The organism is Sphingomonas jatrophae (assembly GCF_900113315.1).
Taxonomy (GTDB): domain Bacteria; phylum Pseudomonadota; class Alphaproteobacteria; order Sphingomonadales; family Sphingomonadaceae; genus Sphingomonas_P; species Sphingomonas_P jatrophae.
On sequence record NZ_FOZG01000003.1, the window covers coordinates 288,477 to 304,494 of the forward strand.

Sequence of the window (16,018 nt, forward strand, 5' to 3'; positions counted from 1 at the left end):
CTCCCTCAGGCTGCCGCCGTTTCGACCTTGGCGAGCACCGGCCCGATGAACTCGCCGGGCAGGGCACCGGTGAAAGCGCCGCCCTCGAACGTGGGCACGCCGTTGACCAGCGTCAGCCGCATCGGCGCGGCATCGCGGGTGAAGCGCCACGTGAAGCCGCCCTTGCCGTCCGGCACGTCGAACACGCGCTTCAGCGGCCGCGGCTCGATCTCGTCGAGGTTGAACACGGCGATATCCGCACGGTAGCCGACCTTGAGCACGCCGCGATCGCCGAAGTTGAAATGACCCGCCTGCTTGCCCGTCTGGACGTGAATCGCCTCTTCCAGCGTCAGATCCTTGTTCTTCATGTAGGTGGTGAGCAGCAGGATATTTTCGCCGCCGCCGCACAGCATCTGGCCGTGCGCCCCGGCATCCGAGATGTTGGCGACGGTCTGCTTGTCCTTCAGCATCTCCACGGTCTGCTCATAGGCCATCGGGTGCGGCACGCGGCTGACGATCGAGTTGACGCCGTTGGCGATGACCCAGTCCGCCAGCGCGTCCGACGGATGGACGCCGCGCTGCTCGGCCAGTTCCTTCAGGTTAAGATCGAGCGGGCCGGCGCCCGTCTCCGAATCCATCAGCAGCATCATGTGAGGATTGGCGACGAGCGACTGGCGGAACGCCTTGTTGTCCCAGCTGTCGCGCGCGCGGGCGCGGAAATCGGGATCGTTGAGGAGCGCCAGCTTCTCCTCGGCGGTCGGCGCCTGGACGACTTCGTGCCAGACATATTCGTTGGCCTGCGCGAAGGACGAGGATGAAAAGAAGTTGAGCGCGGTGGTCGGCGGCACGTGCGCGAAGCTCGGCCAGAAATCGAGGCCCTCTTCCTTCTGCTTCGCCGTGATCTTCCACATCTTGTCGCGGATATCGTCCTGGAAGCGGAGCAGGCCGCCCGCCCCCGCCATCTGCACACGGACGTTGCGATCGCGGCAGAGATTGCCGAGACGCTCCATCTGTTCGGGTGCCTTCAGGCGGAAGAAGGTGTCGAGAATGACCTGGAGCTGGCTGCCCGGGCGGCTCGCCAGCACGCCGATCAGCGCCGACCATTCGGCATCGTCGGCGACGAGGCTAGGGACCGCGCGATCCTTGCTGTCATGGTCCATCAGGTTGGACGACATGCCGAGCGCGCCCGCATCGATCGCATCCTCCAGTAGCACGCACATGCGGCGGATCTCGTCGGGCGTGGCCGTGCGCGTCCAGGCATCCATGCCCATCACGGCAAGGCGGATGGCGATGTGCCCGGCATAGCCCGCGACGTTGGTCGACACCTTGCACTTGGCCGCCATCGACGCGCGATATTCGGACCAGGTGCGCCAATCCCATGGCAGCTTCTCAAGGAAAGGCTTTTCGGCCACTTCCTCGAAGAAGGAGAAGATCTTGACCATCTCCATGCGGACCTCGGGATCGTCATGGACCGGCGCCGCGGTGAAACCGCAATTGCCGATGACGATCGTGGTGACGCCATAGCCGGGCAGCGGATCGAGCCCCGGTTCCCACCACATCACCGCATCCATGTGGGTATGCGGCTCGATGAAGCCGGGGGAGACGATGCACCCGGTCGCATCGACGACACGCTCACCTGCTGCCGCGGCAAGGTCCTTGCCGATCTCTGCGATCACGCCGCCACGCACGCGCACGTCGCCGATGAAAGCGGGTGCGCCGGTGCCGTCGACGACCGTTCCGCGCTGGATGAGAATATCTGTCACGCCGCTCTCCCCGGTGTCCTTTGGCGGCAGACGACCACAAGCTTTCTAACATTGCAAGCTTGGGCGGTTGGCTGCCACGCATCAAATCCAAGCAGACTTAAGGCGGCGGAGCGCGCGGCTCTATTGCCGTTCGGTGATCGGGCACGCCCGCTGTGGGCATCGCCGGCCAGCGATGCCCGCCGGCTAACGATCGCGCCGCCAAACGGCATTTGAAAGCATCGCTCGTTCCGTCGACCCTGCCCGGCAGTTACGGAAGCGAGAGCACCCAATGCGATTTTCCCTGATCTTCGAGGCGCAGATCGAAGATGCATCCCGTCGCGGCGAACAGCAGGTGTTCGACGAGCTTGTCGAGCAGGCGCTGCTCGCCGAGCAGCTCGGCTTCGATATCGTCTGGAGCGTGGAGCACACCTCGCTCACCCACTATGCGCACATGAGCGCGCCGGAGACGTTCCTCGCCTTCATCGCGGGGAAGACCAACCGCATCGGCATCGGCCACGGTGTCGTCTGCCTGATGCCCGCGATGAACCACCCGATCAAGGTAGCCGAGCGTGTCGCAACGCTTGACCTGCTTTCCAAGGGGCGCGTTCATTTCGGCATCGGCAAGGGCGGTAGCCAGCAGGAAGCGGGCGCTTATGGCTACGACCTGAAGGAATTGCAGCCGCTGATCGACGAGGCGATGTACCTCATCCCCAAGATGTTCGTGGAGGAGGAGGTCGAGCATAACGGGCCGCTTCTGACCGTGCCGCCGCGGCCGATCCATCCCAAGCCGTACCAGGATCCGCACCCGCCAATGTATATGGCCTGCACCAATCTCGGCACGCTGGAGCGCGCGGGCGAGCGCGGCCTCGGCGCGCTGGTGCTGGGCTTCGGCGGGCCGGAGGAGGTCGCCAAGAAGAACCAGATCTACCGCGATGCCTGGGCGCGGCGCGATCCGGCCGATCAGGTGGGCTACCGCCCCAACCAGCATCTCGCCGCGCTGTGCCCGACGATCGTCCTCGACGATCCCGAGCAGGCGCGCCGCATCGGCATCCGCGGGCAGCGTTACTTCTATGAATCGCTGAACTATTGGTATGGCGGCGGCCCTAAGCCCGACCCGAAGACGTGGGGCGATGAGCTGGTGGAGGAAGGGACCGACACGATCATCACCACCAAGCTCGCCTCCGAGACGATCACGATGGACCTGCGCCCAGACGAAGGCGGACGCCGGCCGAGCTCGGGCATCCTCAGCGCCAAGAACGCCTATGGCAGCGTCGCCGACTGTATCGATTACGTGACGCAGCTGGCCGAGGCTGGGGCGGACGAGATCCTGTTCATGACCAACATGGGCACGGTGCCGCAGTGGGCGCAGCTGGAAACGCTGCGCAAGATCGGCACGCACGTCATCCCGCACTTCCGGTGATCGAGACCGCCGGGCGCACGGCTGTCGTCACCGGCGCGGCATCAGGCATCGGCTTCGCGCTGGCACTCCACGCCGCCCGCGCGGGCATGGCGGTGGCGGCGTGCGACCGCGATGCCGGCGGGCTGGCGCGGCTGGAGGCTGCGCTGGCGGACATAGGCGGGTCGCACATAGTGCGGCAGCTGGACGTCATCGATGCGGCCGCAATGGTGAGCTTCGCCGAGGCGGTAGCGGGCTCCCTCCCCGGCGTCGCGCTGCTGTTCGCCAATGCCGGCATTCTGCATACCGGCTCGCTGCTGGCGATGCCCGTCGCGGAGTGGCGGCTTATGCTCGACGTCAACGTGGTCGGCACGATCGCAACGGTGCAGGCCTTCGCCCCCGCAATGGTCGCGCGCGCGGAGGCGGCGCAGATCGTCATCACGGGATCGACAGGGTCGATGCTGCCGGGTGCGAACCTGACGGCCTATTGCGCCACCAAACATGCCTTGTGGCCAGTGGCGGAGGCGCTGGCGGACGAGCTGGCGGAGAGCGCGGTCGGAGTATCGCTGCTGATGCCGGGCGCGGTCGCGACGCGCATCTTTGCCGCCACCGATCCGGATCGGGCAGCACCGGCGGATTCGATCACGCCGGATGTGGCCGCGGCGCTCGCGTTCGAGGGCGCGGTGGCCGGGCAGGCCAAGATCCTGACCCACCCCGCCTATGTCGAGCGGTTCCGCCAACGCTTCGACCGCGTGCTGGACGAGGTGGCGCAGTCCTGACCCGCTGCCGGCGTGACGAGCACGCCGGCGTCGTACCCCATCTCAGACGGCGGGATGGAACTGGGCGTACCATTCGCGATATTTCAGGATCGGGCCATCGGCTGCCGTCAGCATCGGCTGCGCGACATAGGCCTTGTGCGGCCAGATCTTGCCGTCGCTATGCTGTTCCTTCTCGCCATGCTCGGCGGCGAGCTGGGTGAAGCGCGCAATGGCTTCGTCGCTCATCGGGCAATCATCGTCCTTCAGGAAGAACTGATGGACATAGTAATGGCTGAGATCCTGATCGACCGGCGTGACCGACACGTAATAGATGGTGGTCAGGCCCGGTGCATGCGGCGTGCGGCTCTCCACGCGGGACAGCCCGCCGCCGACAACTTCCGATGCGACGGTGGAGCCAATGTCCACGCCCTCGATCGGCCCGTCATAATCGGCCGGCAGGATGCGCACGGGGCTGTGGAAGCGATGGCCCTCGATGCGCAGATCGCCCCCCGAGACCGCACGCCCGGTCGAGTGCACACCCGGAAAGTGCGCGAAATCGACGCCGTTCTCGAACACGTCCTGCGGGTGCGCCGCGCCGAAATCGTCATGCAGCTTGCGGAAGCCCGCGCCGGGCACGCGGCGGCGCTCGTCATAAGCGGGCAGCTCCCACTGCGGCGGTGCGCCCGCGAGATCGTGCCACACGAAGATCATGCCGCCGCGTTCGGCCGTCGGCCACGTCCGCACCTTGGCGCGTGGCGGGATGGCCTTGACGAAGGGAACGTGGACGCACTTGCCCGCCGTGTCGTAGCGCCATTGGTGGAACGGGCAGACGATCGTCTCGCCTTCGACCCAGCTGTCATAACCGAGATGCGCGCCGAGATGCGGGCAGTGCGCATCGGTGACGACGGTCTGGCCGCTCTCGGTGCGGAACAGGACGAGATCCTGCCCGAAATAGCGCAGCGGCTTCACGCTCTTGGGCGCGAGATCGTCGGTGAAGCCGACGGCGAACCAGCCCGTCGGATAGGGATGGAACGGATATTTGGTGCCGAACCTGCTGATGGCGTTCATGTCTGTCCTCTCCCCTGCTCGTCTCAGATGATCGACGCGCCGCCGTCCACCGCCAGCACCTGGCCGGTGATGTGCGCGCCGGCGTCCGTCGCCATCAGCAGCACCGCGCCCTTGAGATCGTCGTCCGTGCCCAGCTGCCCGCGCGGCGTATCGGCGCGCAGGTCGTCGCCATGCTTGTCGATGACGTAGCCGGTGAGCCTGGACGGGAAATAGCCGGGCGCCAGCGCATTGACGGTGATGCCGAGCGCCCCCCACTCGGCCGCGAGCGCACGCGTGAAATTGATCAGGCCGCCCTTGCTGCTATTATAGGCGATGGTGCCGATCATCCGCGGATGGTGGCCGAGCAGCCCCTCGACCGAAGCGATGTTGATGATCCGCCCCCAGCCCGCGGGGATCATCCATTCGCGCGCGACCGCCTGGGCCATCAGGAAGGGGCCGGTGAGGTTCACCGCCATCAGCTTGTTCCAGGCGTCGAGCGGCATCTCCTCCGTCTTCGAGCCCCATGACGTGCCGGCATTGTTAATGAGGATGTCCACGCGCCCGCCCGCCTGCCGCACCTGATCGACGATCGCGGCCGCCGCATCCGGCTTGCCGACGTCGGCCGCGATCGCGGTCGCCTCCATGCCGAGGCCGGTCAGATGCGCCACCGCCTCGTCCAGCTCGGCCTGCTTACGCGCCGTGAGGATCAGCCGCGCGCCAAATTCACCGAGCGCCTCGGCCATGGCGAGGCCGAGCCCGCGCGAGCCGCCGGTGACGAGCGCGGTCCTGCCGGTCAGGTCGAACAATTGGGAAAGGCGCGACATACAGTCTCCTGACGGTCAGCCCGCCGTGTAGCCGCCGTCGACGAACAGGGTCTGCCCGGTGACGAAGCGCGCAGCCGGCGAGGCGAGGAAGAGGAGCGCGCCCATCAGATCCTCGATCTCGCCCAGCCGGCCGAGCGGCGTGCGCTCGACCACCTTGGCGTAGAGCGCCGGCTGCGTGCGGACGAGTTCCCGATTGAGATCGGTGACGATGACGGTCGCGCCGAGCGTGTTGACGGTGATGCCGTGCGCGCCGAACTCGAACGCGCAGGCCGCACCCAGATTGGCGAGCCCGGCCTTGGACGCGCAATAGGCCGCACGATTGGCCATGCCGCGCCCGGACAGGATCGAGCCCATGTTGACGATGCGGCCATAGCCACGCGCGATCATCGGCCGCGCAACCGCGCGGATCGCGTGGAAGGCGCCCGCGACGTTGACCTCGAGGATGCGCAGGAACTGTTCGGGCGCGATATCCAGCACCGTTTGCGGATCGGTGATGCCGGCATTGTTGAACAGGATGTCGACGCGCCCGAACGCGTGCTCAACCGCTTCGACCGCCGCGACCATCGCCTCGGCATCCGCGACATCGGCCTCGACGATCAGCGCGCGGCGGCCGGCAGCTTCGACCGCACGGGCGGCATCCTCCAGCTTGATGCGGTTGCGCGCGACCAGAGCCACGTCGGCGCCCGCTTCGGCCAGCGCGGTAGCGCCCGCCGAGCCGAGCCCGCCACCGCCGCCGGTGACGATCGCGACCTGCCCATCGAGCGCGAACCGGGCGATGCCGGTGCTCACGCCGCCGCGGCCTCGCCGAAGCTGCGCAGTTCGATCAAGGCGGCGATGCGGGCGCGCAGATAGCCATATTGGCCTGCCAGCAGCGCGTCCCCGCTCATCGCCAGCCGATCGGCCAGCGCCAGCATCTCGGCCAGGAGCGCGCCTTCGTCCTCCGTGTCGGTCATACCCGATCCCCTCCCTAGAGCCGGTAGCCGTCCTGCCGCTCGTCCACCCAGCGACGCGCCTTGTAGGCGAAGCCCTGGAAGTCGGTGCGCGGCACTTCGAGCACGTCGACCCACATGTTGCTGCGTTCCTTGATCGCGCTGCGGACGGAGCCGACCAGCCGCGCGCGCTCCTCGTCCGACAGGCCCGTCTGGTGATCCGCCACGGCGATCCGCACCTCGACCTCGGTCTTGCCGTCGCGCGTGAAAACGCGGCCTTTATATTCGCCGATTTCGGGATGCGCGAAGACGGCGGCGTCGAACATGGACGGCCAGATATTGTTGCCGCGTATCTTCATCATGTCGTCGAAGCGGCCGATCGTGCCGCACTCGATCGCATTCCACGCGCCGCCGCCGCATGCCTGCCACGGCACCAGCCGCGCGGCATCGCCGGTGCGGAAGCGGACGGCGGGGCTGCCCTCGACCGACAGGTTGGTGACGACCATCTCGCCGACCTCGCCGGGCGCGACCGGGAGCCCGCTCACCGGATCGACGATCTCGATCAGATGCTCCCATTCGAACAGCCGGATCAGGCCGCGTGCGCCATTCTGACCGACGACACCGGCGGCCGCGGTCGATCCGCCGAAGCCGTTCAGCTGCGTGCTGCCATAGCCTTCCTGCAGCCGGCAGCCCCAATGCTCCTCGATCTTGGCCGCCCATTCGAGCGGGTAGCCCTCCGCCGCGATGAACAGGCCGTGCATGTCGGGAAAGGCCTCGCGCGGCACGATGCCTCGGGCGAGCAGCGCCTCGGTCAGCGTGTGGAGATAGTTGGTCGAGGCGTAGATGAACTGGATGCCGCCGAGCTTCAGCATCAGGTCGATCTTCGACTCGGTGGAGGTCGCACCGCCGACGTGGAAGCCGGTCGCCCCGAGGATGCGGATCGCCTCGCCCGGCCCCCAGCCGCCTGTGGTCATGCCGCCGGCGGGCACGCAGTTGATCGCCGTATCGCCCTGCCGCAGCCCCGCCATGAACCAGGGCAATGCGTGGAGATAGCCGAGCATGTGCAGATCGCGCTGGGTGCGGCCGTAAATCTCCTGCCCCTGGCCGGACGTGCCGCTCGTCATGCTGATATGGACGACCTCGGACCGATCCACGCCGAGCCGGGTGCCGAACGGCGGCGCCTCCTTCTGGTCGGCAAGGAAGTCGGCCTTGGCGGAGGTGGGGAAGGCCTTGGTGAAGCGATCGAGGCTGTCGATCGTGCCGCCCGCCAGGCCCGCTGCGTCCATCTTCGCGCGGTAGAAGGCGCTCTTGGCATAGAGCCGCTCGCACAGGGCCTGCACGCGCCGCAGCTGGTGTGCCTCTAACCCGGCACGGTCGATGCCGGCTAAACGCCGCAGCAGCGGCGACGCGGCGAACGGATCGGCGAGCGCCCCCACCGCTCAGCCCCGCGCGGGCCGGAAGGCGGGCAAAGTAATCGCCTCGGTCACCCGGTTGAACAGGATCTCGACCGCCATGCCTGCAGTCACGTCCTCGGGCGCGCAATCGACGATGTTGCCCGTCATGCGGCAGCCTTCGGCCAGTTCGACGATCGCGACGACATAGGGCACCTCGCCCGCATAGATATCGCGCGGCACGGGGTGGCGCACGACGATCCAGCTGAACACGCTGCCGCGGCCGCTCGCCTCCGCCCATTCCGGGCGATCGAGCGAACCGGGGCAGAAGGTGACGGGCGGGAACAGCCACGGGCCGTCGGCGCCGCAGCGTTGCAGCATCAGCCGTCCCTCGCGCATCCCGTCCCAGAAGGGCGTGCTCTCCGGATCGGGCACCGGCAGCGGCTTGGCATAAGCGGTGTCGGTCATGTCAGTTCCTCAGGATCATGGCGCTGCCGCAGGTCATCGCGCCGGCGGTGGTGAGGGCGATCTCCGCGCCCTCGATCTGGCGCTCGCCCGAATGACCGCGCAGCTGCTCGACCGCCTCTATGACATGGTTGAAGCCGTGGATGTACGCCTCGGACAGCAGGCCACCATGCGTGTTGAGCGGCAGCGCGCCGGTGCGCGCGATACGACCATCCATCACGAACGGGCCGCCCTCGCCTTCCTTGCAGAAGCCGAGCCCCTCCAGCGCCATCAGCACGCTGTAGGTGAAGCAGTCGTAGATCTCGGCCACGTCGACATCCTGCGGCCCCACGCCTGCGCTGTTCCACAGATCGTCGGCGAGATATTTGAAGCAATTGTGCGAGTGGCTGGGCCAGCGGATCGCGTCGAACAGATCATCGCCCTGCGTCGGCCCGCCGCCATACGCGCCGCCCATGATGTAGACGGGCTTGTGCCGCAGATCGCGCGCGCGCTCCGCCGAGGTGACGACGACCGCGCACGCGCCGTCGCTTTCCAGGCAGATGTCGTACATGCGGAACGGATCGACGATGAAGCGCGAGTTGAAATAATCGTCCTTGCTCATCGGCGTGCGCTGCATCGCGCGCGGATTGATCGCCGCATTGTCGCGGAAGGTGGTGGCGATCTCCGCCCAATGTTCGGCGGTGGTGCCGTAATCGATCATGTGGCGGCGCGCCCACATCGCCATCGCCTGCGGATAGGTGATCCAGCCGAGCGGCGCGGTATATTGCGTGACGCCGTAGGCGGAGAGATCGCGCCCGCCGCCGAGGCGGAAGCCCGAGCGCCCGTTCATCGCGCGGAAGCAGACCACCGTCTCGGCCAGCCCCGCCTCGATCGCCGCGGCGGCGGCGAGCGTGATCAGGTTGGCACCATTGCCGCCCGCGGCATAATCCACCGCATAGCCGGCATTCTCGATGCCCATCTCGGTGGCGACGCCGATGGCTGGCGCGCTATCGTTGAAGTTAAAGCTGACGATGCCGTCGATATCGCCGACGCTCAGCCCCGCATCGGCAATCGCCTTCAGGCAGGCCTCGGTTGCGAGGCTGCGCACCGTGCGGCCCGAAAACTTGGTGTAATCGGTCGTGCCAATACCGGCGATCGCATATTTGTCGCGCAACTTGTACATGGTCTCAGTCTTCCCTGGCCGCGCCGAAGCGGGGTGCGCGTTTTTCCTTGAAGGCGATCAGGCCCTCGGTGGCGTCGGGCTCCGTCGTGGCGTAGCGGTGGACGAAGGCGATCTCCTCACGCAGCCCCTCCTCATAGGGCAGGTTCAGCGTGAGATTGGCGAGCCGCTTGGCCCCGGCGAGGCCGACGGCGCTCTTGGTCGCCATGCCCGCGATCCACGCCTCGGCGGACGCGATCAGCTCGGCGTCGGGCACGACCCGCGTCACGAGCCCCCACGCCTCTGCCGTGCGCGCGTCGAGCAGCTCGCCCGTCAGCATCAGATGCTTGGCGCGGAGCAGGCCGATCGCGCGCGGCAGACGCTGCGACCCGCCGGCGCCGGGCAGCTGGCCGAAATTGAGGTGCCCGTCACCGATCTTCGCGCTTTCGGCCGCCAGCGCCATGTCGCAGGCGAGCAGCAGTTCGATCCCGCCGGCGACGCAGACGCCGTTCACCGCCGCGATCCAGATGGCGCGCGATTTCTCGATGCCGGTCAGCATGTCGTAGAAATCGTCGAGGAAGGCCTGGAAGTCGGCAGGCGCGCGGTAAAGGCGGATATAGCCGTCGAGGTCGCCGCCGGCGGAGAAGCTGCGCCCCTGCCCCGTCAGCAGCACGAAATCCACGTCGCCGCGCGCGTCGATCTCGGCGACGGCGGCCTTGAGTTCCTTGACGGTCGACCAGTCGAGCGGGTTGAGCTTGTCGGGCCGCGCCAGTGTCACGCGCGCGGTGCAGCCGTCGAAGGCGAGGACGAGATTCTCGTAGCTCATGCCGGCATCGCCCAGCGCTGCCTGGCGTCCTCGGTCAGCACGCCCTTGGCGACCTTGCCGCCCGACGAGCGCGGCAGTTCCTCCATCAGCACGAGCCGCTCGGGAAACCATTCGCGCGAGACCCCGCGTGCGCTCAGGTGCTGCGTGATCGCATCCAGCGTCAGTGCGTGGTTGGGCCGCGGCGTGACGTAGATGCAGACGCGCTCGCCGAACACCGGATCGGGCGCGGGCACCGCGGCACACAGCGCGACCGCGGGATGCGTGGCCACCTCCGCCTCGATGGCGGGCGCCGACAGGTTCTTGCCACCACGGATGATGAATTCGGACGTGCGGCCGACGACGCGGAGATAATCGTCCGCATCCACCTCGACGATGTCGCCCATCAGCATCCAGCCATCGGCGGTGAAGAGCTGGGCGTTCGCCGCGTCATCGTCCCAATAGCCGAGGCACGTCGCCGGACCGCGGCAGGCGGGCTGGCCGCGGCCCTGCACGTCGTCCCCCGTCACGGGATCGAACAGCCGCACTTCCATCTCGGGAATGAGGCGTCCTGCGGTTGTCAGGCGCCGCTCGCGCGTGTCGTCAGCCGTCGTGCGGCTGAGTGCGCCGGTTTCGTTCGAGCCGTAGAATTGCAGCACGGCGGCGCCCGTCACCTCCTCGAACTCGGCCGCGCGGCGATAAGGCACCGCCTCGCCGCCGGTGAACATGGCGCGCAAAGACGAAAGGTCGCGCGGGCGTTCGGCCTGTTCGTTCAGCAGCATGATGAACTGCGTCGACACGCAGCACAGCACGGTCACGCGCTCCCGCTCGATCAGGTCAAGCGCAGTGCCGGCATCGAATTTCGGCAACACCACGGTGGGGCAGCCGAGCACGGCGGGCGAAAAGTGCGAGGTCCACAGGCCGAAGCCGAACGGCATCGGAACGGCCCCCATGAACACTTCGTCCGCACCCAGCCGGCCTGCCTCGGCAGCGAGCCTGTGGAAGTAGAACCAGCGGTTCTGCGTGTGCATCACGCACTTGGGCATGCCGGTGGTGCCCGAGGTGGAGTTGATAAGGAACAGCGCGTCAGGGTCGCCGGCCGGCAGCGCCGGGTGCGCAGGCGGCGGCGCATCGCACCAGGCCGGGTCCGCGATCAGGTCCGGCACGGCGAGCACGCTCTCCACAGGCGCGCCGTCCGCACGGAGGGCGACGAGCAGCTCGTCCAGCGCGCGCTCGCGCATCCGCTCGTGCGCAATGAGCAGGGTGGCGCCCGTCCGTTTGAGCAGGTGGGCAATTTCGGCCAGGCCGGCGCGCGCACCGATGCCGACCGCGACCGTTCCTGCCCGCTCGACCCCGAGCAGCGCGGCATGGACGGCGGGACCGTCCGGCAGCAGCACCGCCACGCGTGCGCCATGCGGCAGACCGTGCGCGGCGATAAGGCCGGCGATCCGCGCGGCGGCGCGATCATATTGCCGCCAGCTATAGCGACCGTCAGGGGTGATCCATGCGGGCGCATCGGGCCTGTCGGCAGCGAGCGCAGCGACATGATCGGAGAGCGTGCGGTCACCCCACCAGCCCGCCGCCCGATAGCGGACCGCGGCGTCGGGGTCGGCGCGCAGGCTGCGTGCGGTATCGTGCGCGTTCATCGCTTCGCTTCCGCGACGCACCGGTCGCTCAGCGTCGCCGTCCGATTTCGCCGATACGATATACGCATTTCGCTCCCCCACCCGGCTTTCATCATTGTAATCTTGGCGGGCGCGTCAACCGCTCGACTGATAGAGAGGCAGGAGGTCAGCTTTGCCGTACCGGCATCGCTCGGCACCGCGCAGATGCACGAACGCGGCGCCGCCCGGATGGGGCGACGCCGCGCAGTACGAACCGCGAGACCGTCCCTCAGGCGGCGACGAGCTTCGGCTGGGTCGGCACGATCGTCTCTGCCGCGACCGGAAACTTGTAGAGCTTCTCGGCATTGCCGTGGAGGATCGCAGACTTGACCGGCGCAGGCACGCCCGACATCGAGGCCTGAATCGTCCGCCAGCTATAGGGATAGTCGGCGCTGATGTGCGGATAGTCGGTCGACCACAGCACCCGCTCGGGGTTCATGTAGTTGAGATTGTTGAGCCCGAAGCTGTCGGTCATGTAACCGAAGTAGAAGTGCTCGTCGATATATTCGGACGGCAGCCGCTTCAGCCCGAACTGGTTGACTTTCTCGAGCCGCTGGTAATTGTTGTCGATCTGCTCCTTGACGTAAGGCACCCAGCCGAAATCGACCTCCGCAAAGGCGACCTTCAGATTAGGGAAGCGATCAAACACGCCGTTGAAGATGAATTCGATGCAGCGGTTCGGCGCATCGAAGAAGCGGCCATAGCCCGGCAGCTTCGCCTTGTGCGGGCTCGGCTTGTAGATGCCGAGCGCGACGTGGATGTTGAAGCTGACGTCCCGCTCGTGGATTGCGGCCCAGACATAGTCATGCTCGTCGGTCATCACCGTCGTGCCGGTGGGATAGGCCTGCGCCATGACCGCACGCATGCCGGGGCGGCCGAGCACGCGATCCATCTCCTTGACGGCCGCCTTCACGCCGCCACGGTTCGGCAGGAAGACGAGGCCGCAGAACCGGCTGGGATCGTAAGCGACGTATTCGGAAACCCAATCGTTGTAAGCCTGGACGAGCGCGAGGTGGAACTCCTCGTCCTCGACCAGCGCCATCGCCGCCTGCAATGACGGCGTCGGGTACATGACTTCAGCGGTGACGCCGTCGCGATCCTGCTCCTTGAGGCGCTCGGCCGGGTCCCAGCCGCCCATGCGCATGTCGTCGAAGCGCATCCACGCCTTCATCTGCTCGGGCTCGAGACCGGCACAGGCGTTCCAGCCGAAGTTGCGGGGGCCCTCTAGGCCCTCGAAGATCCAGCCATCGCCTTCGGGGAAGCTTTCCATCCGGGGCGCGCGATCCTTGAACTTCTGCGGAACGCGCTTGAGGAACAGGTCGCCCGGTTCGTTGAAGTGACTGTCGGCAGAAATGAGGCGGGAATTCCCCAGAGGCATGTCGGACTCCTAAGTCTCTATCTTTTACAGGATAGCGGTTCGGTCGGCGTGGTCAATCGCACAACATGGGTTTCCGGCTGTGTTGACCGGAAAGCATGGGTGAGGGGCGCCTTCGGCATTACCGCGCCAGCACGGCGCCACCATCCACCGTCCAGATCGCGCCGTTGACGTAGGAGGCGGCCGGACTCGCGAGGAAGTGGATGACGCGCGCAATCTCGTCCGTATCGCCGATACCTTCCGGCGCTTCGACCCCTGCAACGGCAATCGCCTCAGCGGTCGCGCCGGTCAGCATTGGGCCGGGCGCTACCGCGTTGACGCGGATGCCGAACTCGGTGAATTCGCGCGCCATCACCTGCGTCGCGGCGGCGAGGCCCGCTTTGGATGCCGCATAGGCGATCTTGCCCGCGCTCGGCCGGCTGCCCTGGATCGAACCGACGTTGACGATCGCACCGCCGCCCGCTCCGCGCATCGCCGCCGCCGCAAGCTGCGCCATCCTCACCGCGCCCTTGAGATTGACATCCACCACCCGGTCCCACGCCTGTTCGGTGAGATCGAGCGTCGGGCAGGACGGAAACAGTCCGGCGGCGTTGACGAGAATGTCGGGCGCCTCGCCCCCGAGTGCGGCCTGAAACGCCGGCGCAATGTCCCAGCACGTGAGATCAAGCGGAAGGCTGGCGGCGCCAAGCTCAGCCGCAGCGGTGGCGAGCGCGTCCGTCATGCGATCAATCAGCAGCAGTCGGGCGCCAGCGGCCTTGAGGTGCGCCGCAGTACAACGGCCGATGCCGGATGCGGCACCGGTGACGACGGCAAGACGGCCATCCAGCCGCAGCGCCTCCGCCGCCATCATTTGCCAGTTGGGTCCGGCCGTAACCGCGCCGCTCTTTCCGCTCCGCTCGTCATCCCGCCCTGGCTCCACCCTTCGCGTCAGGTGTGCCGGGCCGCACCCGGGCGAACAAATCGGATTCCGGTACAGCTGCCATCCTCAATCGGCATCGTCGCCCCCTTACCCTGATCGCGCTTCGTCATCGCTGCTGTGCCGAAGGGGGATTGGACAGCGCGGGGCACGGGGGCATGTTCTCGCTCAAAGCCTCGCTCGGAGATGGTCTCGGCGAGGACTGTCGAGAGGATCGCCGTCATGGCAGCAGTCGCCGCAGTTCCTGCGATGGAGGAGCCGTCGACCAGCCCGGCGGTGGCATTGCCGCGGTGGCGACGCTGGCTGATCATGTTCATCCTGCTGACGGGCGGGATCAAGACGACGCTCGCCTTCACCACCGTCGTGCCCGCCCTTCAGCTGATCGCCGCGCATTTTCGGGGCGAGGGTGACGGCATTCTCGGCGCGCAGTTCGTGGTGACGATGGCGCCGGTCGGCATGGCGACAGCCGGATTGGTGGCAGGATGGATCGTCAGCCGCGGTGGCCTCAGGCGGACGTTGTTCCTGTCGCTCACCGCCTGTTCGATCACCGGCCTGTCGCAGCTATGGATCAACAGCCTGCCCCTGCTGCTGGCGGACCGCTTCATTGTCGGCTGTGCCGTGGTGGTCAGCGATGTCGCGATGACCAGCATCCTTGCCGCGCAGTTCACCGGCAAGGCGCGCTCGCGCATCGTCGGCCTCAGGCAGGCCATCTCGTCGGCCGGCACCGTCTCGACGATGCTGGTCGCCGGCTATCTCGCGCAGAATTTCGGCTGGCGCGCGCCGTCGTGGATGTTCCTGGTGCCCGTCGTCATGCTGGTGCTGGCGCTGATCGCGTGGGACCGGCCCATCGTGCTGCCCAAGATGGTGCAGTCGAAGGAGCGTTTCTCCGTCGCGCAGCTCTGGCCGATCTATGTGCTGTCGCTGGCCATGTCGGTCGCGCACACCATGCCGTCGTTCCAGATGCCCTTCCTGCTGCGCGAGAATGGCGTGACGGACGCGGTGCTGGTGTCGCGCGTGCCGGCGCTCAGCGCCTTCATCTCGATCGCAGCGGCGGCGGGCTTCGGCTTCGTCTATGGCGCGATCGGGCGGTGGACGCTGATCCTGGCGGCGAGCTTCATGGGAATCGGCTTCATCGGCGTCGGCTTTGCGCCGACCTACCAGACGATCCTGCTGTGCGTGATGATCGAGGGCGTGGGCGCCGGCTGGACGATCCCCTTCTTCTCCACCCGCCTGCTCGACCGGGTGACGCCGATGCAGCGCAGCCAGGCACTCGGCTTCCTGACGACGTCGCTGTTTCTCGGCCACTTCATCAATCCGATCCTCACCGCACCGCTGCGCATCTACTTCGGCATCCACAGCACCTTCGTCGTGGTCGGCTCGGCGCTGCTGGTCGGCGCGCTGCTCCTCGCGGCAGGGGCGATGGCCACACGGAACCGCGACACGATCATCTGACCGCGCGACCTGTCCAGCGCCGGTGCGAAACGGCCGTCGGGGAGACCCGGCGGCCGTTTCCGCATTGGGGGTTATGGGTGCAGAAGGAGGTGGTGGATGCCCTCTGCCGGCATCGGCCGCGCTGCGCTGAAGATCCGGAG

Annotated in this window: 15 protein-coding genes; 3 read left to right on the forward strand and 12 right to left on the reverse strand. The window is 67.2% G+C overall.

The features are described 5' to 3' along the window. Positions 1–5: 5 nt before the first annotated feature. Positions 6–1,742 (reverse strand): N-acyl-D-amino-acid deacylase family protein, encoded by a 1,737-nt coding sequence (locus tag BM360_RS17000; RefSeq protein ID WP_093316379.1) that lies wholly within the window; start codon positions 1,740–1,742, stop codon positions 6–8. A gap of 268 nt (positions 1,743–2,010) precedes the next feature. Here BM360_RS17000 and BM360_RS17005 point away from each other — a divergent pair, with 268 nt between their 5' ends. Together BM360_RS17005 and BM360_RS17010 are read left to right on the forward strand one after the other, a co-directional pair. Continuing rightward, positions 2,011–3,141 (forward strand): LLM class flavin-dependent oxidoreductase, encoded by a 1,131-nt coding sequence (locus BM360_RS17005; protein ID WP_093316381.1) that lies wholly within the window; start codon positions 2,011–2,013, stop codon positions 3,139–3,141. Continuing rightward, positions 3,138–3,896 carry an SDR family NAD(P)-dependent oxidoreductase gene (locus BM360_RS17010; protein ID WP_165611344.1) on the forward strand — a complete coding sequence of 253 codons (759 nt, stop codon included), beginning with the start codon at positions 3,138–3,140 and terminating at the stop codon, positions 3,894–3,896. The genes BM360_RS17005 and BM360_RS17010 overlap by 4 nt, the downstream gene beginning before the upstream one ends. A gap of 42 nt (positions 3,897–3,938) precedes the next feature. Here BM360_RS17010 and BM360_RS17015 read toward each other — a convergent pair whose 3' ends face one another. From BM360_RS17015 to BM360_RS17055, 11 genes are all read right to left on the reverse strand, one after another. Then, positions 3,939–4,943, reverse strand: coding sequence for a Rieske 2Fe-2S domain-containing protein (locus tag BM360_RS17015; RefSeq protein ID WP_093316386.1), 1,005 nt, complete (start codon positions 4,941–4,943; stop codon positions 3,939–3,941). A 23-nt stretch (positions 4,944–4,966) separates the two neighbouring features. After that, positions 4,967–5,746, reverse strand: a complete 780-nt coding sequence (locus tag BM360_RS17020; RefSeq protein ID WP_093316389.1) for an SDR family oxidoreductase — start codon at positions 5,744–5,746, stop codon at positions 4,967–4,969. 15 nt (positions 5,747–5,761) lie between these two features. Then, complete coding sequence (locus BM360_RS19680; protein WP_165611345.1) at positions 5,762–6,535, reverse strand: SDR family NAD(P)-dependent oxidoreductase; 774 nt, start codon at positions 6,533–6,535, stop codon at positions 5,762–5,764. Continuing rightward, positions 6,532–6,699, reverse strand: coding sequence for a hypothetical protein (locus tag BM360_RS19685; protein ID WP_165611346.1), 168 nt, complete (start codon positions 6,697–6,699; stop codon positions 6,532–6,534). Before BM360_RS19685 ends, BM360_RS19680 begins: the two co-directional genes overlap by 4 nt. A 14-nt stretch (positions 6,700–6,713) precedes the next feature. Next, positions 6,714–8,111, reverse strand: coding sequence for a phenylacetate--CoA ligase family protein (locus BM360_RS19690; RefSeq protein WP_165611347.1), 1,398 nt, complete (start codon positions 8,109–8,111; stop codon positions 6,714–6,716). Positions 8,112–8,114: 3 nt separating this feature from the next. Next, positions 8,115–8,534 (reverse strand): Zn-ribbon domain-containing OB-fold protein, encoded by a 420-nt coding sequence (locus BM360_RS17030; protein WP_093316394.1) that lies wholly within the window; start codon positions 8,532–8,534, stop codon positions 8,115–8,117. A gap of 1 nt (position 8,535) precedes the next feature. Next, positions 8,536–9,693, reverse strand: a complete 1,158-nt coding sequence (locus BM360_RS17035) for a thiolase C-terminal domain-containing protein (protein WP_093316397.1) — start codon at positions 9,691–9,693, stop codon at positions 8,536–8,538. Positions 9,694–9,697: 4 nt separating this feature from the next. Continuing rightward, positions 9,698–10,495: an enoyl-CoA hydratase/isomerase family protein gene (locus BM360_RS17040; protein ID WP_165611348.1), complete on the reverse strand. Its 798-nt coding sequence runs from the start codon at positions 10,493–10,495 to the stop codon at positions 9,698–9,700. Beyond that, positions 10,492–12,117 (reverse strand): class I adenylate-forming enzyme family protein, encoded by a 1,626-nt coding sequence (locus BM360_RS17045; protein ID WP_093316404.1) that lies wholly within the window; start codon positions 12,115–12,117, stop codon positions 10,492–10,494. Before BM360_RS17045 ends, BM360_RS17040 begins: the two co-directional genes overlap by 4 nt. Before the next feature lie 247 nt (positions 12,118–12,364). Then, the gene (locus tag BM360_RS17050; RefSeq protein WP_093316406.1) at positions 12,365–13,513 is read right to left on the reverse strand and encodes an amidohydrolase family protein; all 1,149 of its coding nucleotides are present in this window, start codon (positions 13,511–13,513) and stop codon (positions 12,365–12,367) included. Positions 13,514–13,631: 118 nt separating this feature from the next. Further along, complete coding sequence (locus BM360_RS17055) at positions 13,632–14,360, reverse strand: SDR family NAD(P)-dependent oxidoreductase (RefSeq protein WP_093316409.1); 729 nt, start codon at positions 14,358–14,360, stop codon at positions 13,632–13,634. Positions 14,361–14,648: 288 nt separating this feature from the next. Between BM360_RS17055 and BM360_RS17060 the strand changes: the two genes are divergently transcribed. After that, on the forward strand, positions 14,649–15,878 hold the full coding sequence (locus BM360_RS17060) for an MFS transporter (RefSeq protein WP_165611349.1): 1,230 nt from the start codon (positions 14,649–14,651) through the stop codon (positions 15,876–15,878). Positions 15,879–16,018: the final 140 nt, after the last annotated feature.